The organism is Amycolatopsis sp. 2-15 (assembly GCF_030285625.1).
Classification (GTDB): domain Bacteria; phylum Actinomycetota; class Actinomycetes; order Mycobacteriales; family Pseudonocardiaceae; genus Amycolatopsis; species Amycolatopsis carbonis.
This window is the reverse complement of the sequence record NZ_CP127294.1, coordinates 8,132,470-8,156,552: the sequence shown is the minus strand read 5'-3', so window position 1 is coordinate 8,156,552 and position 24,083 is coordinate 8,132,470. Positions and strand designations below refer to the sequence as shown.

23 protein-coding genes and 2 pseudogenes are annotated in these 24,083 nt (G+C 72.6%); 11 read left to right on the top strand and 14 right to left on the bottom strand.

The features are described from left to right. The first annotated feature begins 8 nt into the window (after window positions 1-8). A complete protein-coding gene (locus tag QRX50_RS40345) occupies window positions 9-2,495 on the top strand; it encodes a wax ester/triacylglycerol synthase domain-containing protein (RefSeq protein ID WP_285968336.1) in 2,487 nt (828 codons plus the stop codon). 4 nt (window positions 2,496-2,499) lie between these two features. Here the strand turns inward: QRX50_RS40345 and QRX50_RS40340 are convergent, their stop codons facing one another. From QRX50_RS40340 to QRX50_RS40325, 4 genes are all read right to left on the bottom strand, one after another. Then, entirely contained in the window at window positions 2,500-3,264 is a 765-nt protein-coding gene (locus tag QRX50_RS40340; protein WP_285968335.1) for a DUF427 domain-containing protein, read from the bottom strand. Window positions 3,265-3,402: 138 nt separating this feature from the next. Continuing rightward, window positions 3,403-3,864 carry a peptide-methionine (S)-S-oxide reductase MsrA gene (gene msrA / locus QRX50_RS40335; RefSeq protein ID WP_285974682.1) on the bottom strand — a complete coding sequence of 154 codons (462 nt, stop codon included), beginning with the start codon at window positions 3,862-3,864 and terminating at the stop codon, window positions 3,403-3,405. A 54-nt stretch (window positions 3,865-3,918) separates the two neighbouring features. Further along, complete coding sequence (msrB, locus tag QRX50_RS40330; RefSeq protein WP_285968334.1) at window positions 3,919-4,383, bottom strand: peptide-methionine (R)-S-oxide reductase MsrB; 465 nt, start codon at window positions 4,381-4,383, stop codon at window positions 3,919-3,921. Window positions 4,384-4,474: 91 nt separating this feature from the next. After that, window positions 4,475-5,401 (bottom strand): LysR family transcriptional regulator, encoded by a 927-nt coding sequence (locus tag QRX50_RS40325; RefSeq protein WP_285968333.1) that lies wholly within the window; start codon window positions 5,399-5,401, stop codon window positions 4,475-4,477. A 109-nt stretch (window positions 5,402-5,510) separates the two neighbouring features. On the opposite strand from QRX50_RS40325, the gene QRX50_RS40320 reads away from it, so the two are divergent. Then, on the top strand, window positions 5,511-6,767 hold the full coding sequence (locus QRX50_RS40320) for an MFS transporter (protein WP_285968332.1): 1,257 nt from the start codon (window positions 5,511-5,513) through the stop codon (window positions 6,765-6,767). On the opposite strand, the gene QRX50_RS40315 is transcribed toward QRX50_RS40320, so the two are convergent. The 6 genes from QRX50_RS40315 to QRX50_RS40290 all read right to left on the bottom strand — a co-directional run bounded on the left by QRX50_RS40315 (window position 6,739) and on the right by QRX50_RS40290 (window position 10,277). After that, on the bottom strand, window positions 6,739-7,158 hold the full coding sequence (locus tag QRX50_RS40315) for an ATP-binding protein (RefSeq protein WP_285968331.1): 420 nt from the start codon (window positions 7,156-7,158) through the stop codon (window positions 6,739-6,741). The two genes, QRX50_RS40320 and QRX50_RS40315, sit on opposite strands and share 29 nt — an antisense overlap. Then, the gene (locus QRX50_RS40310) at window positions 7,155-8,324 is read right to left on the bottom strand and encodes a PP2C family protein-serine/threonine phosphatase (protein WP_285968330.1); all 1,170 of its coding nucleotides are present in this window, start codon (window positions 8,322-8,324) and stop codon (window positions 7,155-7,157) included. Before QRX50_RS40310 ends, QRX50_RS40315 begins: the two co-directional genes overlap by 4 nt. 391 nt (window positions 8,325-8,715) lie before the next feature. Then, window positions 8,716-9,057: an STAS domain-containing protein gene (locus tag QRX50_RS40305; RefSeq protein WP_285968329.1), complete on the bottom strand. Its 342-nt coding sequence runs from the start codon at window positions 9,055-9,057 to the stop codon at window positions 8,716-8,718. Between the two features lie 139 nt (window positions 9,058-9,196). After that, on the bottom strand, window positions 9,197-9,658 hold the full coding sequence (locus QRX50_RS40300; RefSeq protein ID WP_285968328.1) for a hypothetical protein: 462 nt from the start codon (window positions 9,656-9,658) through the stop codon (window positions 9,197-9,199). 222 nt (window positions 9,659-9,880) lie between these two features. Next, window positions 9,881-10,051: a CsbD family protein gene (locus QRX50_RS40295; protein ID WP_434533380.1), complete on the bottom strand. Its 171-nt coding sequence runs from the start codon at window positions 10,049-10,051 to the stop codon at window positions 9,881-9,883. 70 nt (window positions 10,052-10,121) lie between these two features. Then, window positions 10,122-10,277, bottom strand: coding sequence for a DUF6131 family protein (locus QRX50_RS40290; RefSeq protein WP_285968326.1), 156 nt, complete (start codon window positions 10,275-10,277; stop codon window positions 10,122-10,124). Window positions 10,278-10,587: 310 nt separating this feature from the next. On the opposite strand from QRX50_RS40290, the pseudogene QRX50_RS50125 reads away from it, so the two are divergent. Both QRX50_RS50125 and QRX50_RS50120 read left to right on the top strand, forming a co-directional pair. Next, window positions 10,588-11,307 (top strand): annotated as a pseudogene (locus QRX50_RS50125) (aminotransferase class I/II-fold pyridoxal phosphate-dependent enzyme); the annotation flags it as partial. 143 nt (window positions 11,308-11,450) lie between these two features. Further along, window positions 11,451-11,948, top strand: coding sequence for an aminotransferase class I/II-fold pyridoxal phosphate-dependent enzyme (locus QRX50_RS50120; RefSeq protein WP_353074194.1), 498 nt, complete (start codon window positions 11,451-11,453; stop codon window positions 11,946-11,948). Window positions 11,949-12,397: 449 nt separating this feature from the next. Here QRX50_RS50120 and QRX50_RS50115 read toward each other — a convergent pair. After that, window positions 12,398-12,472, bottom strand: a pseudogene (locus QRX50_RS50115) (hypothetical protein); the annotation flags it as partial. Between the two features lie 376 nt (window positions 12,473-12,848). Here QRX50_RS50115 and QRX50_RS40275 point away from each other — a divergent pair. Further along, a complete protein-coding gene (locus QRX50_RS40275) occupies window positions 12,849-12,971 on the top strand; it encodes a hypothetical protein (RefSeq protein ID WP_285968323.1) in 123 nt (40 codons plus the stop codon). 64 nt (window positions 12,972-13,035) lie between these two features. Beyond that, on the top strand, window positions 13,036-14,031 hold the full coding sequence (locus tag QRX50_RS40270; RefSeq protein WP_285968322.1) for an NAD-dependent epimerase/dehydratase family protein: 996 nt from the start codon (window positions 13,036-13,038) through the stop codon (window positions 14,029-14,031). Window positions 14,032-14,155: 124 nt separating this feature from the next. Here the strand turns inward: QRX50_RS40270 and QRX50_RS40265 are convergent, their stop codons facing one another. Then, window positions 14,156-14,524 (bottom strand): hypothetical protein, encoded by a 369-nt coding sequence (locus QRX50_RS40265; protein WP_285968321.1) that lies wholly within the window; start codon window positions 14,522-14,524, stop codon window positions 14,156-14,158. A gap of 386 nt (window positions 14,525-14,910) precedes the next feature. Between QRX50_RS40265 and QRX50_RS40260 the strand changes: the two genes are divergently transcribed. Then, window positions 14,911-15,264 (top strand): hypothetical protein, encoded by a 354-nt coding sequence (locus tag QRX50_RS40260; protein WP_285968320.1) that lies wholly within the window; start codon window positions 14,911-14,913, stop codon window positions 15,262-15,264. A 287-nt stretch (window positions 15,265-15,551) separates the two neighbouring features. Then, complete coding sequence (rpmG, locus tag QRX50_RS40255) at window positions 15,552-15,716, top strand: 50S ribosomal protein L33 (RefSeq protein WP_220239238.1); 165 nt, start codon at window positions 15,552-15,554, stop codon at window positions 15,714-15,716. Window positions 15,717-15,793: 77 nt separating this feature from the next. Here rpmG and QRX50_RS40250 read toward each other — a convergent pair whose 3' ends face one another. Then, window positions 15,794-17,302 (bottom strand): sialidase family protein, encoded by a 1,509-nt coding sequence (locus tag QRX50_RS40250; RefSeq protein ID WP_285968319.1) that lies wholly within the window; start codon window positions 17,300-17,302, stop codon window positions 15,794-15,796. 280 nt (window positions 17,303-17,582) lie between these two features. Between QRX50_RS40250 and QRX50_RS40245 the strand changes: the two genes are divergently transcribed. Further along, entirely contained in the window at window positions 17,583-20,435 is a 2,853-nt protein-coding gene (locus QRX50_RS40245; protein WP_285968318.1) for an AfsR/SARP family transcriptional regulator, read from the top strand. A gap of 4 nt (window positions 20,436-20,439) precedes the next feature. On the opposite strand, the gene QRX50_RS40240 is transcribed toward QRX50_RS40245, so the two are convergent. Then, complete coding sequence (locus QRX50_RS40240; protein WP_285968317.1) at window positions 20,440-21,057, bottom strand: helix-turn-helix transcriptional regulator; 618 nt, start codon at window positions 21,055-21,057, stop codon at window positions 20,440-20,442. A gap of 206 nt (window positions 21,058-21,263) precedes the next feature. Here QRX50_RS40240 and QRX50_RS40235 point away from each other — a divergent pair, with 206 nt between their 5' ends. Together QRX50_RS40235 and QRX50_RS40230 are read left to right on the top strand one after the other, a co-directional pair. Continuing rightward, window positions 21,264-22,295, top strand: coding sequence for a YcaO-like family protein (locus QRX50_RS40235; protein WP_285968316.1), 1,032 nt, complete (start codon window positions 21,264-21,266; stop codon window positions 22,293-22,295). A gap of 93 nt (window positions 22,296-22,388) precedes the next feature. Next, window positions 22,389-24,074 (top strand): sulfatase-like hydrolase/transferase, encoded by a 1,686-nt coding sequence (locus tag QRX50_RS40230; RefSeq protein ID WP_353074047.1) that lies wholly within the window; start codon window positions 22,389-22,391, stop codon window positions 24,072-24,074. Window positions 24,075-24,083: the final 9 nt, after the last annotated feature.

Genomic DNA, 24,083 nt, shown 5'->3' with positions numbered 1-24,083 from the left:
AGCAGCTGGTGACCGCCGCTCGCGGCACCTCGGGCGAAGGGGGCGCGTTGGAGCGCGTGCTGATCGTCTCCGCGAACATGGGGGAAGGGCACAACGCCACCGGACGGGCGCTGGAGGGCGCCGTGCGGGAGCGCTGGCCCGCCGCCGAGGTCAAGTGGCTCGACGCCCTCGATGAGCTGGGGCCGGGGTTCGGGGGCCTGTTCCGCCGCATCTACGTGGCGAACGTCGAGACCACCCCGTGGCTGTACGAGTTCTTCTACGACGCCATCTGGCGCCTCGCGTGGTTCGCGGCGGCGTCGAAGCGCTTCACTGCGTCCTGGTGCGGGCGGCGGCTCGCGAAACCGGTGGCGGACTTCGCGCCGGACCTCGTGCTGTCCACGTATCCGATGGGCACGGCCGGGCTGGCGTGGCTGCGCCGGCGCGGGAAGCTGCGGGCGCCGATCGGCGCGTGGGTGTCGGACTTCGCGCCGCACCCGTTCTGGGTCTACGGCTCGGCCGACCTCACGATGGTGATGCACGACGTCGCCGTGGGCCTGGCCCGCCGGTGCGCGCCGTCGGCCGTGGTGGGGGTGTCGGCGCCGCCGGTGCGCGCCGAGTTCCGGCCCGGCGACCGCGCGGGCGCGCGGCAGCGGCTGGGGCTGCCGCCGGAAGCGTTCGTGGCGCTGGTTTCGTGCGGCTCGCTCGGGTTCGGTGACGTCGAGGGCACGGTGCGGGAGCTGCTCGCCGCAGGGCCCGAGGTCTTGCCCGTGGCGATCTGCGGCCGCAACGAGGCGCTGCAGCGCCGGCTCGAACGGCTCGGCGAGCCGCGGCTGCGTGTCGTCGGCTGGACCGACCGGATGGCCGACTACACGATCGCCTCCGACGTCGTGGTGACCAACGCCGGCGGCGCGACCGGGCTGGAAGCCCTCGCGTGCGGGCGGCCCGTGCTCATGCACCGGCCGATCGCCGCGCACGGCAAGGCCAACGCCCGGCTGATGGCCGAGGCCGGTCTCGCGCTCGTGACCGAGCAGGACGGTGAGCTCACCGCTTCCGTCCGCACGCTGCTCGCCGAACCGGAACGACTCAAGGCGATGGAAGAGGCGGCCACACGGCACTGCGACTCGGCCACGTCGCTCACGGCGGCGCTCGAGTCGCTCGTGGACTCGCCGCTCAACCCGGCGCCGCAGCGACTGCGGCCCGAAGACGCGTTGTTCCTCCACGTCGCGACCCCGCAGGTGCCCCAGCAAGTCGGCGCGGTGCTGATGCTCGACCCGAAGGCCGACGGTTCGCGCCCCACGCACGCGGACGCCGTCCACCTGCTGTCGGCGACGCCCGGCCTGCGCGCGCGGCTGCTGCCGGGCGGCGGCCTGTGGCGGGCGAAGTGGCAGGAGGACCCGGCACGCACGGCCGACGGCATCCTCGGCGACGTCGAGCTGCCGGCGGGCAGCGAGCTCGAATCCTCGCTCACCGCGCAGATGGACGATTTCTTCTCCGAGCCCGTGTCCTCGGAACACCCGGTGCGCGCGCGGCTCGTGACGGGTCTGGAAGGCGAGCAGGGCGCATTGCTCATCGCGCTGCACCACGCGGCGAGCGACGGCATCGCGGTGATCGGCGCGCTCGTCGGGCAGGCCCGCGGCAAACCGCCGCTGGACCCGCCGCCGGCGCCGGTGCGGCGGAGGGGACTGCGGGGGGCCGCCGACCGGGCGGGCGAGCTGGTCCGGGGCAGCGGTGGGCCGAGTGGTGCAGCGAGTGGTGCGAAGAAGGGCGCGAAGCGGAGGGAAGCCGAGGAGCTGGCCCGGGGCATCTGGGCGCTCGCGCGGGCGGGCGCGGCGCCGCGCGTGCCGTGGGAGACCAGGATTTCGGGGCCGCGGCGGCATTACGCGAGGGCCCATCTATCGGCCCCGGCGGTGCGCGCGGCCGCTCGCAAAGTCGGCGTGCCGACCACGGACTTCGTGCTCGCGCTCGTCGCGGAGGCAGTGCACCAGGAGCTGGGCGCGGCGGCGCCGGAGCGGGTGCGGGTGCTGATCCCGATGTCCATTCGCGACACCGGCACGTTCCGCCAGCTGGGCAACCACACGGGGGCCGCGAGCGTCGACCTGCCGACCGGCGCGATGTCGCTGGCCGAACGCGTGCGCGCGACGCGGGAGCTGCTGGCCGAGCAGGTGACCCGCGGCGCACCCCGGGCGGGCAACGCCGTGGTGCGCGTGATCGGGATCCTGCCGCCGTGGCTGCACCGGCGCGTGGCCCGGCTGGTCTACCGCGGCACCTGGTTCAGCATGATCGCCTCGGTGCTGCCGGGCGCGCGTTCGCCGGTGGTGCTCAACGGTTCTCTCGTGCGCACCGTGTACCCCGTGCTGTCGCTGGCGCCGGACGTGCCGGTGGCGGTGGGCGTGATGACCTGGGCCGACCGGTTCACCGTGTGCGTGACGGTGCCCGCCGGCCACGCCGCGCAAGGCGACCGGCTGGCGGGCACCGTGACCTCGGCGTTCGCCCGGTTGCAGTCCGAAGTGGACTGACCCGTCAGGAGAAGTGCGTGGTCGGCCGGGGGATCTCCCGGCCGTCGACGAAGATGTCGACCTTCTCGTTGTAGAAGCAGATCAGGTTGGAGATCGCGCTGAGCGAGCGCGTGGGGAAGTCGTAGGACCAGGCCAGGTCCTGGTGCAGCACGTCGCCGACGTGCACGGACCAGTAGCCGGTGGTGGTGCCCTTGTACGGGCACTCGGTGACGGTGCCGGTGGGCACGAGGTGGGAGAAGTCCACCTCGGTGCGGTTGAGGTAGTACCGCGTCGGCAGGCCGGTCTCGAACAGCAGCACCGGCGACGACGACTCAGCGAGCGTTTGCCCTTCGAGCGCGACGCGCACGTGCCGGGTGGAGCGCAGGGCGTCGACGCGCGCGTACGGGTTGCGCGGGTGGACGAACACCTGCTCGTCCTCCTCGAACCACGCGTCGAGGGCGGCCCACTCGAACCGGACGTGGTCCGCGAGCCCGGCGGTGGCGTCGTCGCCGTAGAGGCGCGCCGCGGCGGTCTTCACCTCGTTGCCCGCCTTGAGGGTCTGGCGGCGCGCGGTGCCGCGCTTGAGGTGCTGCGGGTGGTTCTCGTCCATGAGCACGCCGGGAGTCACGTCGGCGACCGGGATGTAGTACTGCGGGTAATACGGCCACTCCCACACGTAGAGCGCGCGGGTGGTGTCGAGCACCGTCTCACCGCCGAGCACGGCGCGGATCCGCCGGGGCACGGGCTCGACGTGGTCGATCTGCGTGATCGCGTCCGGGTAGTCGCGCATCGGGATCTCCTCGGGTCGGCCGGGCCGTGGTCCTGGGTGACAGGGCCGGCTGCGCTGGACGGAAGGCGCTGAGCTGTGCTGAAAAGAAGGCGCTGAAAAACGCGCGGCGCGCGGACGTGGGTCCGCGCGCCGTCGTGATCAGGCCGTCGCCCGCTTGGGCAGCTTCCACCCGGGGCGGGGGAAGTGGCAGGTGTAGCCGTTCGGGTACTTCTGGAGGTAGTCCTGGTGCTCGGGCTCGGCCTCCCAGAAGTCACCGGCGGGGGTGACCTCGGTGACGACCTTGCCGGGCCAGAGGCCGGAGACCTCGACGTCGGCGATGGTGTCTTCGGCGACCTTCTTCTGCTCGTCGTTGGTGTAGTAGATCGCGGAGCGGTAGCTCATCCCGATGTCGTTGCCCTGGCGGTTCTTCGTGGTCGGGTCGTGGACCTGGAAGAAGAACTCGAGCAGGTTGCGGAAGTCGGTCTGGGCGGGGTCGTAGAGGACCTCGATGGCCTCGGCGTGGGTGCCGTGGTTGCGGTAGGTGGCGTTGGGGGTGTCGCCGCCGCTGTAGCCGACGCGCGTGGACACGACGCCGGGCTGGTGGCGGAACAGCTCCTCCATACCCCAGAAACATCCGCCGGCGAGGATCGCCTTTTCGGTCGTCACGTCGTCTCCTTACTTGTCGGTGTCGGTGGTGAAGAGGGCACGGAAGTCTCCATACCCCTCTTTGTCCAGGTCGTCGAGGTGGATGAACTTCAACGACGCGGAGTTGATGCAGTAGCGCAGGCCGCCCTGGTCGACCGGGCCGTCGTCGAAGACGTGGCCGAGATGGCTGTCACCGTGCAGCGAGCGGACCTCCGCCCGGATCATGCCGTGGCTGAAGTCCTTGCGCTCGACGACGCCGGCCTGCTGGATCGGCTTGGTGAAGCTCGGCCAACCGGAGTGGCTCTCGTACTTGTCCACCGAGGCGAACAACGGCTCGCCGGACACGACGTCCACGTAGATGCCGGGCTCGTGGTTGTCCCAGTATTCGCCCGTGAACGCCCGCTCGGTCCCGTCCTGCTGGGTCACGCGGTACTGCTCCGGGGTCAGCCGGGAAACGGCTTCCGGGTTCTTGTTGTACTGGGTCTGCTGGGACACAGCTCTCCCTTCGCGGCCTCTCGGCTCGGGCTGGGGAACCAGGTGAAACGCACCTGAACGTACAGCTATGAAGACACCGTACGGGCCCTTTCTATTCCCTCGGACGGCCGCTTGCGCCCCCGTCCGACTTCTGTAATAAATCGGTTTCCACCAGCAGATCGAGCAGGGTCCGCAGCGCCCGGCCGGGGGCCTTTTCACCGTGGCTCACGACCGAGAGGGGCCACGTGAGCCCGGCGTCGTCCAGCGGCACCACGGCGGTGCCGGGAGCGGTCAGCGGCACGAGGTCGGGGACCACGGCGACGCCCAGCCCGGCGGCGACGTACAGGGGCATCACGCGGAGATCGGCGACTTCCACCGGGACCCGGCGGGGGACGCCGAGTGACTCGCAGGCCCGGTCGATGGCGATGCGGTTGCCGAAGCCGCGCGGCGCGTCCACGAACCGCTCGCCGGCCAGGTCCCGCAACGAGATCGACGTTCGCCCGGCGAGCGGGTGCGCGGCCGGGAGCACGGCGAAGTAGGGGACCGTGACGATCGTGCGCACGGTCAGGCCCGGCAGTTCACTCTCGGGCAGGCCGAGCAGCGCGACGTCGAGCCGGCCGTGGCGCACGTCCTCGGCCAGGCCGGTCGAGCCCGTCACCGACACGGTCAGGTGCAGGTCGACCAGCGGATGCCGGTCGTGGAACGCGCCGAGCAGCGCCGGCAGGTCGAAGGCGCCGACGCTGGTGAGCGTGCCCACCCGCAGGCTTCCGCGCAGGCCCGCCGATGCCTCCTGCACCACCTCGCGGGCACGTTCCACGGCGTCGAGCGCGGCCTTCGCCTCCGGCAGGAACAACGCGCCCGAAGCCGACAGCGCGACCCTGCGCGTGGAGCGGTCGAACAACGTCGTGCCCAGCTCGGTCTCCAGCGTGCGGATCGTGGCGGACACCGTCGACTGGACGGCGAACAACCGCTGGGCCGCGCGCGTGAAGCTGAGCTCCTCGGCCACGGCCACGAAGTATTCGAGCTGACGGGTCTCCACGGCGTGAATTATCGCATCTGACGATAACTGTCGCCAAGACTTTTCGTTGGACGAAATGAGTCGCCGGGGGGATGGTTGAAGGCACAAGGATCTTCCGGGGAAGGCAGCCATGCTCCACACCGTTTCGCCCGTCACAGCCCGCACAGCCTGCACAGCCCGCCCGAGGCTCACCCACGACTGGGGCTTCCGCGTGATCGCACTCGCGTTCGCCGCGTCGCTCGCGTTCTCCACCGTGCCGACGCCGCTGTACGCGATTTACCAGCGCCAGGACGGGTTCCCGACGTTCGTGGTCACCCTCGTCTTCGTCGCCTACGCCGTGGGCGTGATGGCGAGCCTCTACCTCGCCGGCCACGTGAGCGACTGGCTCGGCCGGCGCCGCGTGATCGTCGTCGCCACCCTCGCCGAGGCGCTGGCGGCCGCGCTGTTCCTGTCCTCACCCGAGGTGCCGGTGCTGTTGCTGGCCCGGCTGATCAGCGGAGCGTGCATCGGCGCGCTGACCGCCACGGCCACCGCGCACCTGTCGGAGCTGCGCGCCGTCGCGCGGCCGGGAGAGCACGCCGGTCGTGCGGGGCTGATCGCGAGTGTGGTGAACCTCGGCGGGCTCGGCCTCGGCCCGCTCATCGGCGGGTTCTTCGCGAAGTACGCGACCAGCCCGCTCACCACGCCGTTCGCCGTGTTCCTGGTGGTGCTGCTCGCGGCCGCGATCGCCGTGGCGCTGGTGCCCGAGACCGTCGAGCCGTGGGACGAGCCGCCCGCCTACCGGCCGCAGCGCCTTTCGCTGCCGGCCGACGCGAAGCCGGCGTTCTTCGGCGCGGCCATCGCGGTGTTCGCGTCGTTCGCGATCACGGGCCTGTTCGCGGCACTGGCACCGACGCTGCTCGCGCAGGGATTGCACCAGAGCGGCCACCTGCTCGCCGGGATCGCGGCGGCGTCGCTGCTGGTCGCCGCGGCGCTCGGGCAGATCGTCTTCGCGCGGCTCACGGTCGCGCGCCAGCTGCGGCTCGGCTTCACGTTGATGGCCGTGGGACTCGTGGTGCTGCCGGTCGCGGCGCTGCTGCCTTCGCTGTGGCTGTTCTTCGCCGGCAGCCTGCTGGCCGGCACGGGCATGGGGCTCGGCTTCCGCGCGTCGGTGACCACCGTGGCCATGCTGGCCGGCCCGCGCTCGCGTGGGCAGGTGCTGGCGGCGTTGTTCCTCGCGGCCTACGCGGGCCTCGTCGTGCCGGTGCTCGCCGTCGGGCTGGCGCTGGTGTGGGTGTCGAGCCCGATGGCGCTGGTGGGCTTCTCCGTGGCCGAGCTCCTGCTGCTCGCCTGGTCGGCGAACCGCATCCTGCGGCCCGCTACCGGGCCGGTTCGAGCTGCCAGCTGAGCGTCACCGTGGCGCCGTCCGGGCGTTGCACGCACTCGCTTTCGTGCGCGAGACCGTGCATCAACGGCAGGCCGCGGCCGCGCAGGCCGTTGGTCGGGCGGGGCGGCAGCCAGCGGCCGTAGTCGGTGACGACCACGGTGACGGTGCCGTCCACGCAGGTCGCGAGGACGTCGAGGACGCCGGTTTCCCGGCCCTCGTAGGCGTGTTCGGCGGAGTTGGCCATGGCCTCGTAGCTCGCCATCACCACTTCCTCCTGCTGCGTGGTGCTCATGCCGAGCTCCGCGACCCAGCCGGCGAGGGCGCGGCGCAGGCCGATCAGCGGTTCCGCCGCCGCGGCGACGCGGCGGCGGAACTCCGGCGTGGTGCGGTCTTCGGTCGCTCGCCCGGTCACGCCGCACTCCCGGCCCGGTGGCGCACGTGGATCACCGCGATGTCGTCGTCGTGGTCGCCGCCGGTGAGGTCGTGGATCAGCCGGTCCCAGGCGGTTTCCGCGTCGGAGCCGTCGCGCAGGCCGCCGAGCGCGGCGAGCAGCCCGGTGATGCCGGCGGTGAGGTCGCGGGTGCGGCTCTCCACGAGTCCGTCGGTGTAGAGCACGAGGTCGGTGCCCGGCGGGAAGGCCACCCGCTCCTGCGGGAACTCCGCGCCGACGCCGAGCGGCTGGGCCAGGGCCTCGCCGATCTGCTCGGGTGTGCCGTCCGCGTGGACGAGCACGGCGGGCAGGTGCCCGGCGTTCGCGTACGTCAGCGAATGGTCCGCGGGCTCGTGCACAGCGTAGAAACAGGTCGCGAAACTCGTTTCCCCGAACCGGCCGGTGAGCTGCGAGACGTTGCGCAGCACCTCCGAGGGCGGCAGCTCCAGCAGCGCGTACGAGCGGATCGCGGTGCGCACCTGGCCCATCACGGTGGCCGCGGTGACGCCGTGGCCGACCACGTCGCCGATCACGAACGCGGTGGCGCCCGAGCCGAGGCGGAGCACGTCGAACCAGTCGCCGCCGACCTTGCTGCCGGTGGCGGCCGGCAGGTACCGCGTGACGAGGTCGAGGCCGGGGATCCGCGGCGCGGCGGGCACCATGCTGCGCGAGAGCTCCGCGGCGAGGGTGCGCTCGCGTTCGTAGAGGCGCGCGTTGTCCAGCGCGATGGCGGCGTAGCCCGCGATCCCTTCGGCGAGGTACTCGTGGCGCTCGGTGAACCGGCCGGTTTCGGGGTGGCCGAAGAAGAAGCCGCCGAGCACCTCGCCGCTGGTGGGGCTCACGACCGACACGGCGAGGTAGCTGCGCGCGGGCAGGTGGCCTTCGGGCATGCCGTCATACGGCGAGTTGTGGCCGAAGCGCGGGTCGGCCGGGATGTCCGGGCTGCGGACCGTGCCGGTGCCGTCGAACGTCGGGCCGAACACGGCGGTGTTGCGGGGCATGGGGAAGCGGGAGAACGCTTCGCGCGGCACGCCGGAGAGGGTGTAGAGCGTGTACGACTCGCCGAACTGGTCGACGAGGTTGTAGAAGAACGCGCCGAAGGCCGCGCTCGTCGCGCCGGTGGCGGCGTCGGTCGCTTCCTGGACCACGACGTCGAGGTCGAGCTGCGCGGTGAGCCGGCGGCCGATGGAGTGCAGGGCGTCGACGACGCCCGCCTCGGCGCGCAGCCGGTTGACGGTGCCGGTGAGCTCTCCGTCGCGGCGCCGACCCCGGGTGCGGTCGGCGCGAGGCGGGCGCCTTCGGGAGCGTCGGTGTGCAGCAGCACGGTGGCGTTCTCGTCGGCGACGACCACCGCGCCGGTCACGCGCTGGGCCGGAACGAGCTTGGCCACGGTCGCGGCGTCGGGGACCACGATCCGGCCGCGGCCCCGGACGTCCGCGGCATCGAGCAGGCGGACCCGCACGGCGACGGGCCGGCCCTCGGCGTCGACGAACGCCCGCCGCACGGCCTCGGCCACGGGCCCCAGGCCGTCCGCGGTGGTCACGCGCCCGCCAGTGCGGCGGGCAGGGACGGGAACACGGCGAGCTCGTCGGTCAGGCGGGTCAGCTCCAGCGGCCGCAGCGTGCTCCGGCTGCTCGCGACCACACGCACGTCGGCGGGTTCGGCCTGCCGGTGGGCCCACACGAGCACCGCCATCCCCGCCGACGCGAGGAAGTCGACGGCGCTGAGGTCGATCACGAGCACCGGCGCCCCCGTGCGCGCGGCGCGGTCCACGAGCCGGCGCAGCTTGGGGGCGAGCGCGAGGTCGAGGGCGCCGCTCACGGCCAGCACCGTGATGCCGTCGCCTTCGCTCAAAGCGACGGCGCCGCCCGTGGTTTCCACCCGGCCCGCGTCGTCAGCGGGGACACCGGACTGCCATGCGCCAATACTGCCAAGCCCGCGTCCGTCGCGCCCGGCCGTACCCCGTTCGGTGCAGTGCCTGACCCTCGCGGAGCCGGTGACCAGTTCGGTGACCGAATGATCAAGCGTCGTTCAGCGCCCGCGCGAAGGCGGTGTGCACGCGCAGGTACTGGCGCAACGGAAGGGCTTCGCCGGAGGTGCCGGCCGTCAGCCGGCGGGTGGCCCACGTGTTCCACGTGAGGTGCGCTTGGGCGACCGAAAGCCGTGCGGCCGCGGCGATCTCGGCGGGGCTTTGACCGGCGAGGACGGCTTCGTGCATGAGAACGGGGCTGCTGCGCCGGATCCAGTCCTGCAGGGAAGCCATGGCCGCGAGGCGGTGCAGCTGCGAGCCGGCTTCGCGAGTGTCGGAGTCCGGGTCCGGAGTGGTCGTGTGTACGCCGGTGAGGTCCGGAGCAGTGGCGCCCGGCGCGCCGGCGTCCGGTGCGGGAGCGGCTGGAGCCGGTGCCGCGCGCGGGAATTCGGGGCGTCCGGCGAGTCGTCCGGGCGCCTTTTCGGTGATCTCGGGGGTGAGTGAGGTCGTCATGGCGATTCTCCCTGGTTGGGCGGTCAGCCACACCGCGATCGTGGCCGCGCCGGTCGGGACGGTGCGGCGTCCCACGGCTACCCTCTCACCCTTCTGGTCAATCCTCGGTTTTGTGAGACTGTGATCTCACTCGTTTGGGGGCGATTTCCCTTGGGGCGCCTCACATCCCGGGACGTGCGAGCGCCGCCGGGCGGTACCCGGCGGCGCTCGTTCACCCGCGTGTCAGTCCTTGTTCTTCAGTCCGTCGACGGCGTCCTTGATCTTCTCGCCGGCCTGCTTGAGGGCACCCTTGGCCTGGTCCGCCTTGCCTTCGGCTTGCCACTGCTCGTTTCCGGTGGCGTTTCCGAGCGCTTCTTTGGCGCGGCCCTTCAATTCATCGGCCTTGTTCTGCATTTTTTCGGTCACGACCGCTCCTTTCGCGAAGGCGGGGGTTACCCGTTTTCCGGCGGTTCAAACCAGTGGCTCAGTACCAGTGCGCGCGGCCGCCGATCTTGCGGCCGGTTCCGCCCATGATGGCCAGGACCGCACCGATGACCAGCAGGACGATGCCGATCGTCCACAGGATCGAGATGCCGGTGATGAAACCGACGACGAGCAGGATGACTCCGAGCACGATCATGGATTCTCCAGCTGTTCTGTATGGGGACCGATGGATTCTGAGTACCCGGCCGGGCGATCCCGCAAACACTTTCGGGTCCGGTCCGGTGCGGACGTACCAGTGGTCTGATCCGGCGGCCGAATTGCCGGAACCGGTTCCGGAGAGTTCATTCGGTCACCGAAGGAATGTGCGCGCAGGTGGGCGAACCAGCGGTTTTGTACCGCCTTTGCCGGGGCCGACCAGGATGTGAAACCGCTTTGCGGGCGGGTGTGGGCGGCCTAGTTTTCGACCCCGACAGATCGATTTCTCACCGAATGAGGGGAGCCGGTGGGTGGCCTCGGGTGAACTCGCGACGACGGCGCCGGTCGGGCTCGGCTGGCTCGCCGTGCGGATCGGCGAACGCACGGCGCGCGGTATCGCGGGTGCCGTGTCGGGCCTGATCCGCGACGGCGCGGTACCGCCCGGCACGCGGCTGCCGACCGTGCGCGCGCTCGCGGCCGAGCTCTCGGTGAGCCCCACGACGATCGCGGAGGCATGGGCGCAGCTGCGCGCGGCCGGGCTGATCGGCACCGGCCGCCGGCGCGGCACGACGGTGCTGGCGCCACCCGCCGGGCTCCCGCCCGCGCGGATGTTCCCGGGCTGGCAGTCGGTGGACCTGGAGCACGGCTCACCCGATTCCGCGCTGCTGCCGCCGCTGGAGGACGCCGTGGCCGCCGGGGTGCGGTCGGAGCGCCCGGCGGTGAAGGAGCCGATCAGCTCCCGGCTGCGGGCGGCGGTGAAGCCGGAGTGGCCGTTCGCGGCCGAGGCGTGGACGGTCGCCGCCGGCGGTCAGGAAGGGGTCGCTCTTGCGTGCCGGACGGTGGCCCGGCCCGACGACGTGGTCGCGGTCGAGGAACCGACGGCGCCGTGGTTGCTGCGGCACCTGCGCGCGGCGCGCATCCACGTGGTTCCGGTGCGTTGCGACGAAACCGGCCCGCGGGCCGACGCGCTGGAGGCCGCGCTGGCGCACCGGCCCGTCGCCTTCGTTTACCAGCCACGAGCGCAGAACCCGCTGGGCCACACCGTGTCCGCCGCTCGCGTCGCCGAGCTCGCCGCCGTCCTCGCGCGCACTGACACCGCCGTGATCGAGGCCGCAACGTCGGCCCGCTCGCCGGCTCGGCGGGGGCGAGCCTGGGCACGCACCTGCCCGGACAGGTGCTGCTGGTGCGGTCCTACTGCACGGCGTTCGGCACGGAACTGCGCAGCTGTGTGCTCGGCGGCTCGGCCGCGCTCGTGGCGCGGGTGCGCGCGCAGCGGGCGTTCGGCACGGCGTGGTCCAGCCGGGTGCTGCAGGACGCGCAGGCGTTCCTGCTCACCGACACTGCCACGGACGCGCTGGTCCACCGCGCGCGCCGGCGCTACGCGGGGCGGCGCACGGTCCTCGCCGAGGCCCTGCGCGACCACGGCCTCGACGTGGCCGCGGGCGACGGGCTCACGCTGTGGGTGCCGGTCCCCGAGGAGACCCGCACCTTGGTCACGCTGGCCGCGCACGGCGTCTCCGTCGGCGCGGGCAGCCGGTGTTTCACCGGCCGCGCCGGCGCGCCGCACATCCGCGTCGCCGTGGGCCAGCTCCCCGACGACCCCGCCCCGGTCGCCGACCTGGCGGGCATGATCGCGCGGGCGGCCGGCGTCCGGTCCCGCCGCAGTGCCTGAGCAACGCGCCGTACGTGGCGTAGCGGTCGTGCTGCGGAAGTTCTCCAGGTGGTGCTGCTGCGACTCCCACACTCGACGACGCCGAGGAAGCGGTCCGGGCTCTCTGGTGAGGCCGCAGCCGGCGCCTGTACTTTCCCCGGCCGGCGGGGTCTGGACCTTCGACGCGACCCCGATCCGGAGCTGGCCGCGGCGACGTCGACGCCCAGGCGCGTGCCCGGGCCGTGGTGGCGCAAGGCGTTGGTGGCGGCTTCGGCGATCACGCGCCCGGCGAGGGGACGGACGGCGCCGGGGAACGCCGTCGCGTCCGGCACGGCGTCGAGGACCAGACCGGCGGAGCGCAGCTGGTCGAGCACGTCGGCCAGCGCGGGTTCGGCGGCGGGCTCCTCCTCGCCGTGGAGTTCGCGCAGCGTCGCGCGGACCTGGTCCAACGCGTCGCGGCCGGCCGACAACATCGCGTCGACGCGCCGGCGGTCGCCGTCGGTCAGGTCGCCGACCGCGCGCAGGGCCTCGGCCTGCACGAGCATCACGGTGGTGGTGCGCGCGAGCGTGTCGTGCAGCCGGCGCGCGGTGCGGTCGCGGCGCTCGGCGGCGAGGCGTTCCAGCCGGTGGCGGGTGCGTTGCGCGGCGAACTCCGCGCGTTCGGCGACGTGCCGGCGGCGTTCCACCCCGAGCAGCCACGCGACCCCGCGGAGGGCGGCGGTGAGCAGCGCGCCGTCCACCAAACCCTCGGCGGGCACCATCGCCGCGCCGACCGCGGCCGTCGTGGCGCCGCAGAGCCAGAACCGCACGAGCGGGCGCGGCGACATCGGCGCGGTGTAGGGGGCGAGCAGGACCGGGAGGTAGTCGAGGTTGCGCGGGGCGCTGGTGACGAGGTGGGCGACGGGCGTCGCGGTGACCACGGTGAGCACCCAGCCGGCGAAGGGGCAGCTGCAGCAGCTGCGCCACGACGAGCAGCAGGCCGGCCCCGCCGTGGCCCGGCTGCTACGTGCCGCGGCGCCGGCGGCGGAGCGGGTACTGGGCTGAGGGATGCGTTCGCCCTCCGCGAGACCGGTGGTGGCGGCGAGGTGGGCGCGCCCGGGTGAGGGACATGAGACTTCTCGCGCTGGGTGGGACGGTGTTCGTCGGACGGGCGGTCGCCGCGGAGGCGCTGCGGCGGGGCCACGAGGTCGTGTGCGCGGCGCGCGGCGAGTCGGGGACGGTGCCCGACGGCGCGCGGCTGATCAAGGTGGACCGGGACGATCCGGACGGATTGGCCGCCCTGCCCGAGTTCGACGCCGTGGTCGACGTGGCGCCGATCTCGTTCCCGTGGGTGGAGCGCGCCCTGGAGGTGCTCGCGGACCGCGTGGCGCACTGGACGTTCGTCTCGACGATCAACGTTTACGCCGACGAGGCGACACCCGGCCAGACCCCGGCGACCGGCGCGCTCGTGAACCCGCTGCGGCGCCACGCGACCCGCGACGACCTGACCGCGGAAGGCGGCACCGGACTGTACGGCGGCATCAAGGTCGCCAGCGAGAACGCCGTGCGCGCCGAGCTGGGGGAGCGCGCGTTCGTCGTGCGGCCCGGCCTGATCACCGGCCCCGGCGACGGCAGCGACCGCTTCGGCTACTGGCCGGGCCGCTTCGCCCGCGGCGGCCGCGTGCTCGTGCCCGCCTCCGACCGGCTCGTGCAGTACCTCGACGTGCGTGACCTGGCGGCCTGGGTCGTTACGGCGTTCGAGACGGGACTGGGCGGGACCTTCGACGGAATCGGCCCCGCGGTCGGCCTGGGCAAGCTGCTCGCGGACATCGCCGCGGCCGTCGGCGCGGACGTCGAGTTCGTGCCCGCCATGGATACTCAGCTGGAGACCGCCGGCGTCGCCCCGTGGTCCGGTCCCCGCTCCCTGCCGCTGTGGCTCCCGCCCACCTACGCCGGCCTCGCCTCCCACGACCCGGCCTCGTCGCTGGCCGCGGGCCTGGACATCCGCCCCCTCGCCGACGCCGTCGCGGGCGCGCTCGAGCGCGAACGCGAACTGGGCCTGGATCGAGAGCGGCGCTCGGGCCTGTCGGCGGCGGAGGAGGCGGAGGTGCTGGCGGGGTTGTGATCGGGCGAGAGCCGGGAAAGCTTGCTGGGGAGCTGGGTCAGTTCGAGACGAGCCACCTTGCGACTTCGCCGGCGGACGCGGCAAACCCGCAGCCACGCCTGGTGTCAGCCGCTGCGGTGCCGGGTCAGCTGGCGGCGAGCCATTTCGCCGTGCCGGGGCGGCCGGGGACCCAGCAGCCGCCCGCGGTGGTGGGGGTGGTGTCCGGGAGGGCGAGGAGGTCGGCCAGCACGCGGGTGGCGGGTCCGCTCGCGCGCCACAGCCAGGTGGTCGGCGTGAAGACGTTTTCTTCGTCCCCCGGCATACGGGTGGCGGTGGCGTCGTCCTCCGCGTCGAGGCGGAAGACGTCCACGACGTCGCCGTGGACGCGGACGCCGACGACCGCGAGGACTTCGCCGGTGGCGTCGCTCGGGTGCACGAACTGGTAGCCGCGGGCGATGAGGGCGCGCAGGCCGGACTCGACATTGCAGGGTGGCGGGGCCGCTTGGTGGTCCATCGTCCCCGCCTTCCGTTGCCAGCTCGGGAATCCGCACGTGCATCCGCGCCCTGGCGCGGACGTTAGCACGACCTCCCCCAGCGTAGGACAGACACACTTCCCTTTCCGGTCCCGCCTGCGCGCTTCTGTAGAAGATGGGGCACCGCACGAAAAGGGTCGTTCGTACCACGGCTTTGTGGTCGACCGGGCAATGGCGACACGGGCGTGGCGAGTCTCGCTCACCATGTCAAGTGACGTTCGCGAGGCGGACGCCACCACGGCTGGGTGGTGATCCTGTTGGCGAAGTGGCAACCGGCGCTAGCATCGGCTCTCCCGCGAAGCACGGGGGGCGGACCGCCGAGCCGAGCGGTCACGGTGCCGGTGTCCGCGCACCTCTGGGGTCGGTGATGGAACTGTTCGCGATGGTGGCCGCCGCTCTGCCGCTGGCCGGCGGGCCGCTCGCGGCAGCGCTGCTCGTGGTGCGCCGCCGTCCTGCCCTGCGCACCGCACGCGCCGCCCGCACGCCGTCGCGCCTCGCGGAGGAGCTGCGCGCGGTCGCCGAGGTCCTGCCGCGCGTCCGGCCCGTGCTCCTCACCCCGCCGAAACGGGCCACTGTCGAACCCGGGCCGGCCCTCGGCCCGTGCCGGTCGTGCCACGCGGCCGCCGTACCCCGGCCCCGGCGGCCACCGGCTCCCGACGAACTGACAGCCGAACCCACAGCCGCTTCGCCAGCACCGGCTTGCGCCGCCTGCACCCCCTAGCCCGTCACGCCACGATCGGCGCCCCAACCGCGCCGGCGCCCCCGGCGAATACAGCACGCTCACCGGCTCGCCCGCCACCCGTCGAGGCGAGGTGACGGTGATCGACTCCACGAACGCCACCGCACCCGTCCGAAGTGGACGGACGCCCGACGGACTTCCGGCAGCCGTCCGGCGGCGTGACCCCGGCCACTGTCCGCCGGGACTTTTCCGTGCCCTCCCACTGTTACAGACATTGCGGAAGCCGGAGGAACCCGGTGACCGCCACGAGCAGGAAGGGGTGAGAACCGATGGCGAAGAGCGTTTTGCGCCCGGTGATCAAGCTGCGTTCCACCGCCGGCACGGGTTACACGTATGTGGTGACCAAGAACCGCCGCAACGACCCGGACCGGATGGTCCTGCGCAAGTACGACCCGGTCGTCCGCGAGCACGTGGACTTCCGCGAAGAGCGCTGACACCGAGCAAGACCGAGGGCTGAGGGTGGTCGTCAAGACCACCCTCAGCCTTTTCACGTCCGCAGCGGCGGGCGAGGTCAACCGCAGTGCCCCAGCGGCGCGTCGAACTTCACGGTGCCGACCGAGCCGCCCCAAGTCACGCACTTGTCGGCCGCCGAAGCCGTGACCGGGCCGGCGAACCAGGAGAACGAGCCGGAGTCCGTCTGCTTCGTCGCGCCCTGCACCTGCAGGTACGCGGTGGTCTGCGACGGTGTGCCCGCGCCGGAGTTCTTCATCGTGCTCACGCAGTTCATGCCGGTGGCCGAGTTGTAGGACAGGTACACCGTGCCCGCGGTGCCGAGCGAGCCCTGGTCGATCACGCCGTAACCCGAGCCGCACGCCGGCGCGCCCAGGTTCGCGTCGGTGAACTTCGCCCAGCGGATCGCCGCGCTGGAGTTGCCCTGCGGGCCGCCTTCGAAGAGCACGCCGGCCGAGCCGGTGCCGAGCGAGATGAGGTCGGAGTAGGCCGCGTCCTGGCTCCACACCAGGAACCCGTCGGCGTCACCCTGCCAGCTGCCGCCCTCGTCGAACGACGAGCGGATGCGCAGTGCGTGCCGGTGGTCGCACACCGAGGGGCCCGCGAAGATCAGCCGCGTGTACGCGCCGCCGGTGTCCGTCGCGCTCATCGCGAGCGTGGCGCCCTGCACGTCGGGCGTCTTCGCCAGGCCCGGCTCGGTCACGAACTTCTGGCTGAACGTCTGGCCGCCGTCGGAGCTGATCGCGTACGCCCGCTCGACGGTCGAGCACATCGTGCCGGCGTTGTTGCGCGCCGAGGCGTAGATCTTGCCGTCGGGCAGTTCGGTGAGGCTGATCTCCTGCGGGTTGAGCGCGGCGTTGTTCGTGCTCGCGTCGTGGGCGCCGAGGTGCCAGGTCGAACCGCGGTCGTCGCTGTAGATGATCGCGCCGGTGTTGGGCGCGGAGCCGTTGGCCTGGTAGCTCATGCCGGCGACCAGCCGGCCCTTGTGCGCACCGCGGGTGAGCACCGAAGCGTGCGACGGCCCCGTCGCGAGCCAGCCCGGCGCCGCCGTGAAGCCGAGCTGAGTGGTGAGCACCTGGGGGGCGGCCCACGTGGAGCCGTTGTCCTTGCTGATGCTCACGCGCGGAACGCGGCCGCACGCGGCATGCGGGGTCACGCACTGCATCACCGACAGCAGCACGACGCGGCCGTTGGGCTCGTCGGCGCTCGGCGGCACGACGACGGGCGTGGGGTTGCCCTTCACGTCGCCGAACCCCTGGATCACGATCTGCAGCGGGCCCCACGTGGAGCTGCCTTTGGCCTGGCGCTTCATGACCAGGTCGATGTCGCCGGTGTCGGCGCAGCTGTTCTTGCGCCCCTCGGCGAAGGCGAGCAGGTCGCCGTTGTTGGCCTTGACCATGGCGGGGATGCGGAAGCACGAGTAGCCGCCGGTGCCGGCCTGGTACACCACCGTGCTGGCCGCGTCGGCCGACGCAGCGGGGGTCGCGCCCGGCACCACGGCGGCCGCGGCGAACGCCGTGGCCCCGGCCAAAGCCGTGAGCAGTCCTCGTGCGACACGTCTCAGATTCATTGTCGGTCTCCGTCCTGGGGGCCGTCCCCACGATCGTGGGGCGGCTGCCGAAAGTGCTCCCAGGCTCCGGCGCGGTCGTACACCCGCCGTACAACGGCACGCACAATCGCTTTTGTACCAAGGAGAACTGTTAACCCGGCGGCGATCCGGCCGTGATGGTCCCACGTCCTGCCCGCGGGACCGGTGTCCTCCCGGCAGGGCGCTCTCGCGGACCCGCGGTGTAACGGGCGCTACGCTCAAGAGGAGACGTGCCCGCAACCGGTGAGCGAGGGAGGAACCGGTGAGCGAACCCGGTGCCCCCGTCGGTGTCCGGTTCGAGCTGCTGGGACCGCTGCGCGCCTGGCGTGGTGGCCACGAGCTCGCGATCGGCTCGCCGGCGCAGAACTTGCTGCTGGCGGTGCTGCTCGCGCGCGCCGGCCAGCCGACCGGGGTCGACGAGCTCGTGGGCCTGCTGTGGGAAGACCAGCCGCCGGCCAGCGCCGTGAACGTGATCCAGCGCTACGTCGGCGCGCTTCGCCGGCTCGTCGAGCCCGATCTGACCGCGCGTTCGCCCGGCCACTGGCTCGTGCGCCACCCGGGCGGCTACGGCCTGCAGGTCGACGCCGCGTCCTCCGACCTCGTGGAGTTCCGCACCCGCGTGCTGCGGGCGCGGCGCGCGGAGAACGCCGACGACGCGCTCGCCGAGTTCAACGCCGCCCTCGCCCTGTGGCGCGGGCCGTGCGCGGCGGGGCTGATGATGCCCGGGCGCGCCCGGGCGCTGCTGGTCGGAATCGACCAGGAAGGCCTGGCCACGGTCGTCGAGGCCGCCGACGTCGCCCACGCGGCCGGGCGGCCGTTGCAGCCGTTGCTGCTGCACCTGGAACGGGCCGTGAAAGCCGATCCCTTCAACGAGACCGTGCACGCCCGGCTCATGCTCGCGCTCGACTCGGTCGGCCGCCGGGCCGCGGCGCTCGAGGTGTACCGCGAGATCCGCATGCGGCTGGTCGACGAGCTCGGCGTCGAGCCCGGCGCGGAGCTCACGCGCATGCAGCACGATGTGCTGGCGCAGCGGTCCGAGGAGGGGCCCGCGGTCCGCGCCCCGCAGGCCCGGCCCGTGGTGCGCCCGGCGCAGCTGCCGCCGGACCTGCCGACGTTCACCGGCCGCCGCGACCAGCTCACCCGGCTCGCCGGGTTGTTCGACTGCGCCGCCGAGCGCCGGCGCGTGACCGTCGCGGTGATCGACGGGCTGGCCGGCACCGGCAAGACCTCGCTGGCCATCCACCTCGCGCACCAGGTCGCCGACCGCTTCCCCGACGGGCAGCTCTACGTCAACATGCGCGGTTTCGATCCCACGGGCGCCGCCGTGGACCCGGCCGACGCGCTGCGCGGATTCCTCGACGTGCTCGGCATCGAGGCCACGCAGGCGCCCTCGGGTCTCGACGCGCGCAGCGGCCTCTACCGCAGCCTGCTCTCCGGGCGGCAGATGCTCGTGGTGCTCGACAACGTCCGTGACTCCGAGCAGGTCCGGCCGCTGCTGCCGGGCAGCGCGGGCTCGGCGGTGATCGTGACCAGCCGCAACCGCCTCAGCGCCCTGGTCGCCACCGAGGACGCCGACCTGCTGACGCTCGACACGCTCTCGTCGTCGGAAGCCCGCGAGACGCTCGTACGCCGGCTCGGCGAGGAGAAGGTGTCGGCCGAACCCGAGGCCGTCGAGGAGATCATCGAGCTGTGCGGGCGCCTGCCGCTCGCGTTGGCGATCGTCGCCGCGCGCGCCCGGACGCACCCGCAGTTCTCGCTCGCAGACATCACCGCGAAGCTGCGCGCCACGCAGGGGACGCTGGAGGCGTTCCGCGGCGACAGCGCGGGTGACGTGCGCACGGTGTTCTCCTGGTCCTACCGCGTGCTCGAACCCGGTGCGGCGCGACTGTTCCGGCTTTTGTCGCTGCACCGCGGCGCCGACTTCTCGACCGCCGCGGCCGCCAGCCTCGCCGGTGTGCCGTTGCCGCAGGCGCAGGACCTGCTCGACGAGCTCACGCGCATCCGCTACCTCAGCGAGCACCGCCCGGGGCGCTACCTCGCCCACGACCTCGTGCGTTCGTACGCGATGGAGCTGCGCGAGCAGACCGACCCGGCCGACGAGCAGGCCGATGCCCTCGCGCGGCTGGTGAACCACTACTTGTGCAGCGCCCACGGCGCGTACCTCGCACTGAACCCGCACCAGCTCCCGATCGATCCGCCCGTGCTCGAACCGGGCGTCTGCGCCGACCTCGCGCGCGGCTACGGCGAGGCGATGGAGTGGTTCGAGGCCGAGCTGCCCGCGTTGACGCTGCTCATCCGGCAGATCGCCGGGGTGCCGCGGCTGGCGGGGAACGTGTGGAAGCTGGTGTTGAGCCTGCAGCCGTACTACCAGCGCAGCGCGCTCTACCACGACTGGGTCACGCAGGCGGAGCTCGCGTTGCGCGTCGCCGTCGGCACCGGCGACCTGGTGGCGCAGGCCAACGTGCACCGCAGCCTCGCGGGTGCTTACCACTTCGTCGAGCGCTACGACGAAGCGCTGGAGCACCTCAACCGCACCGCCGAGCTGTTCGAGCAGCTCGGTCTGGCGGCCGATCAGGCATACGTGCACAGCAACTTCGGCACGGTGTTCGCCAAGCTCGGCCGGTTCAACGCGGCGCTGGAACACCACGAGCGCGCGTTCGAGCTGTACCGGGCCAGCGGCAACGTCAAGGGCGAGGCCATCGGGCTCGAGGGCATCGGCCGCTGCCTCAGCGAGATGGGCGGCAACGCCGAGGCCGTGCCGCTGATCCTGCGCGCGATGAAGCTGTACGAGGACATCGGCGACCGCAACGGCGAGGGCAACTGCTGGAGCACCCTCGCCACCGCGTACGGCTCGCTCGGGCACCTCGACCAGGCGATCGACGCGTGGCGCCGCGCCGTGACCTACTACCGCGAGCTCGGGAACCGCTCCGACGAGTCCGACTCCCTGGTGGCGCTCGGCGACGCGCTCAGCGCGGCGGGCGACCCGGAAGGCGCGGAGAAGGCGTGGCGCGAGGCGCTCCACGTGCTCGACACGTTCGGCATGCCTGCCGCCGACGAGGTGCGCCTGCGCCTCGGCGACCCGGATGCCCGCGTGGTGTCGCCGCCGGGCGCGTGAGCGGTCAGATCAGGCCTTCGCGGATCGCGTACGCCACGGCGTGGGCCCGGTTGCGCAGCTCCAGCCGGACGGTCATCTTGCTGATGATGTTCTTCACCGTGCGCTCGCTGTAACCCAGCTGGTCGGCCACTTCGCCGGCCGACAGCCCGTCGGCGAGGAACCGCAGGATGTCGGTCTCGCGGCGATCGAGGCGGTTCTGCCGGGCCGCCGCATGGGTCAGCCGGCGCACCTGGGTGCTCAGCCGCTCGACCGGGTCTGACGGGTGCGCGCCGGCCGCGTCGATCACGGCCTGCGTGACGGCCTCGCTGCGGCTGGTCGTCTTGTCCAGGATCGTGACGACGCGGTGCTGGGCGAGCTCGGTGATCGGCAGGTCGTCGAGGCGGCCGATGACCAGCACGGACGGGATGTCGAGCGTGGCGGCGACGCGTTCCAGGATGTCGTGGGTGCGCGGGGTGAACCGGTCGGTGACCACGAGCGAGACCTCGGCGCCCATCGGGCGCGTGCGGTCGACCACGGCTACTTCGGGCTTGCCGTCGAAGTAGCTTTCGAGGCACGCTCGGGTGAGCGCGTCGGAGACCGAGAGCAAGGTACGCACGGTTCCGGTCCGCAGGGTCTGGTTCATGCTGCCAGCATGCGCGAGTGGACTGATCAACTACTCGGGGCGCGTTCAGTCGTCGTTCAGTGGCCGCGCAGAGCACCCCGCGGCGGTGGCCATTCGGTCACGCGTACGGGAAAGCCCTCGACTCCCCGGCGGTGATCGAGTTTGATGCGGGCAGGGGGCAGGTGGGTTCTCCCGGGAACCCCGGACGACGAGCTGGTGCGAACAAGATGGACGACGTTTTGGCCGAGGTGGCCGAACTGGGGCTGACCGCGAAGCTGACTCCCGTGGCGGAGGGGATCGCCGCCGTGTCGCGCTGCGACCTGCTGCGCGACGGCGTGGCGCTCTCGGCCGGGCCGGGTTACGGCGCGGGCGAGAGCGCGGACCGCGACGCCGTGCTCGACGCGCTGAGCCGCCGCTTCGGCGGCGCCGCCTGGCTGCGCCCGGCCGACGTGCGCGCGGTGCCGGCGCCGGAGCTGGCGACGGGCCCGCTGGCCGCCGACGAGACCGTGTGCGCCCTTGCCCGCTACACCGACTTGCCTGTCGGCACGCTCGCGTACCGGCGGCTGCTGGCCGCCGGGCTCGGCCCGGTCGCCGCCGTGCCGGCCGTGCTCGCGATCACCGACTACAGCCGTGCCGGGCACTTGCTGCTGCGCCACTCCGTGGGCGACGTCGTGGACTACGACGCGCTCGGCACCCGCCCGGCCGCGTCCGCGTGGGGCGCCGCGACCACCAGCGCCGAGGCGACCGTGCGCGCGCTGACCGGCCTGCTCGACCACGACGCGCACGAGTCGATGCTCGCCGGCACCCGCCCGGCGCTGCTCGACCCGGCAGGCCTGCCCCCGGACCTGGCCGCCCTGCTCGCCGCCGCGTCGCTCGCCGCGGGCGGGCCCGTGCGCGTCGCCGACCTCACGGCGCAGCTCGGCGTGCCCGCCTACCTGGCCGGCGACCGCGCCGCCTGGGGCGCCGGTGTGTCGTTCAGCCGGCGCCGCGCCCTGACCGACGCGCTGACCGGCCTGCTGCGCAGCCGCGCCGCGACCCCGGCCGCCCGGTACCCGGCCCTGGCCGAGGCCGCGGAATCCGTGCCGTTCCGCGAGAACAACCTCTCCGGCACGGCGCCCGAGCTGCTGGCCGAGTTCCTGGACAGCCTCGCCGCACGGAACCTGACGGCCTACCTCCGCGAGCACCACACCGGCCGGGTGTCGGTGGTCCACGTGCTGGTGCCGGGGCTGCGGTGCCGGGAGAGGCTCACTTCGGTGTGATCCGGGGCAACCTGCTGAACCGCTCGGCGTTTCCGTCCGTGTAATGAAGAGGAGCACCGGCCACCGCGCCGGTTTCGGGCGGAAAGGAACCCCGTGTCACTCTTCACGCGCGCCGACGACCGCGAGCTGTCCGGAGTGGAGGAACCGGACCCCGCGCCGCCGGAGCGGAGCCGGGTGCGGCGCGTGACGGCGGTGGTGCTGACGGTGCTGGCGTGCCTGCTCGTGCTGTTCGCGTTGGTGGCGCCGAACAGCCTGGGGGAGCTCTCGCCCGCGGCGTTCGTCCGGATTCCCGTGGAGGCGCTGGTCGTCACGGCGCTCGCGCTCGTGCTGCCGCCGCGGTGGCGGCGCGTGCTGGCCGGCGTGGTGGGCGCGGTGCTCGGCGTGCTGACGGTGCTGAAACTCGTGGACATGGGGTTCAACGAGGTCCTCTCGCGCCCGTTCGACCCGATCTTCGACTGGAGCTTCGTGAGCGCGGGGCTCGACTTCCTGCGTGGTGAGGTCGGTGGCGCCGGGGCGATCGTCGCCGCGGTGGGCGTGGTGCTGCTGATCGTGGCGGTGGTCGTGTTCACGACGCTGGCCACGCTGCGGCTGACGCGCCTGGCGGCCGGGCGGCGCACGGCGTCGACGCGCGTGGTGGCGGTGCTCGGGGTCGTCTGGATCGTCGCGGCGGTGTTCGGGGTGCAGCTCGCGCCCGGGCAGCCCATCGCGTCGCGCAGCGCGGCCGCGCTCGCCTTCGACGACATCCGGCAGGTCGGGACCGACCTGCACGACAAGCAGGACTTCGCGGCCCAGATGGCCGACGACCCCTTCGCCAGCACTCCGGGCGACCAGCTGTTGCAGGGGTTGAAGGGCAAGGACGTGCTGCTGACCTTTGTGGAGAGTTACGGTCGCTTCGCGATCGAGGGCTCCGACATCGCCCCGGCCATCGACGCGCAGCTCGACCAGGAGACGAAGAGCCTGCAGGCGGCCGGGTTCGCGGCGAAGAGCGGGTTCCTGGACTCCTCGACCTTCGGCGGCGGCAGCTGGCTCGCGCACTCGACCGTCCAATCGGGAACGTGGGTGGACAACCAGCAGCGCTACAACGATCTCCTGGCGAGCAACCGGCTTTCGCTCACGCGCGCGTTCGGCAAGGCGGGCTGGAAGACGGTGCAGGACGTGCCGGCCCACACGATGCCGTGGCCGGAAGGCAAGTACTACGGGTTCCAGCAGTACTACGACTTCCACACCGTCGGGTACCAGGGCCCGGGCTACGCCTACGCGACGATGCCGGACCAGTACACCCTGTCCTTCCTGCAGCGCACCGAACTCGCCGCGCAGAACCGCAAACCGGTGATGGCCGAGGTCGACTTCGTCTCCAGCCACGCGCCGTGGTCGCCGCGTCCGTCGCTGGTGGACTGGAACAAGGTCGGCGACGGCTCGATCTTCGACCCGCAGCCGGCGATGGGGGAGGACCCGGACCAGGTGTGGAAGGACCCGAACCGCATCCGCGACGCGTACGGCAAGGCGATCCAGTACACCCTCTCCACGCTGACGTCCTATTTGCAGACCTACGGCAACGACAACACGGTGCTGGTGTTCCTGGGCGATCACCAGCCGCCCGTGGTGACGCCGGCCGGCGTGACGCACCAGGTGCCGATCACCATCGTGGCGAAGGACCCGGCCGTGCTGAACCGGGTGTCGTCGTGGAACTGGACCGACGGCATGCGCCCGGCGGCCGACGCGCCGGTGTGGCGCATGGACACCTTCCGGGACCGGTTCCTGACCGCGTTCGCCAAGTAGGAGGCCGGT

Coding starts and splice junctions, on each gene's coding strand:
- QRX50_RS40340 (WP_285968335.1), bottom strand. CDS start 3,264: ATGCGCGACTACCCGGACGCGATCACGCAGATCGACCACGTCGAGCCC.
- msrA (WP_285974682.1), bottom strand. CDS start 3,864: ATGGAGGAGCTGTTCCGCCACCAGCCCGGCGTCGTGTCCACGCGCGTC.
- QRX50_RS40320 (WP_285968332.1), top strand. CDS start 5,511: ATGCTCCACACCGTTTCGCCCGTCACAGCCCGCACAGCCTGCACAGCC.
- QRX50_RS40300 (WP_285968328.1), bottom strand. CDS start 9,658: ATGACGACCTCACTCACCCCCGAGATCACCGAAAAGGCGCCCGGACGA.
- QRX50_RS40295 (WP_434533380.1), bottom strand. CDS start 10,051: ATGCAGAACAAGGCCGATGAATTGAAGGGCCGCGCCAAAGAAGCGCTC.
- QRX50_RS40290 (WP_285968326.1), bottom strand. CDS start 10,277: ATGATCGTGCTCGGAGTCATCCTGCTCGTCGTCGGTTTCATCACCGGC.
- QRX50_RS40270 (WP_285968322.1), top strand. CDS start 13,036: ATGAGACTTCTCGCGCTGGGTGGGACGGTGTTCGTCGGACGGGCGGTC.
- QRX50_RS40265 (WP_285968321.1), bottom strand. CDS start 14,524: ATGGACCACCAAGCGGCCCCGCCACCCTGCAATGTCGAGTCCGGCCTG.
- QRX50_RS40260 (WP_285968320.1), top strand. CDS start 14,911: ATGGAACTGTTCGCGATGGTGGCCGCCGCTCTGCCGCTGGCCGGCGGG.
- rpmG (WP_220239238.1), top strand. CDS start 15,552: ATGGCGAAGAGCGTTTTGCGCCCGGTGATCAAGCTGCGTTCCACCGCC.
- QRX50_RS40250 (WP_285968319.1), bottom strand. CDS start 17,302: ATGAATCTGAGACGTGTCGCACGAGGACTGCTCACGGCTTTGGCCGGG.
- QRX50_RS40240 (WP_285968317.1), bottom strand. CDS start 21,057: ATGAACCAGACCCTGCGGACCGGAACCGTGCGTACCTTGCTCTCGGTC.
- QRX50_RS40235 (WP_285968316.1), top strand. CDS start 21,264: ATGGACGACGTTTTGGCCGAGGTGGCCGAACTGGGGCTGACCGCGAAG.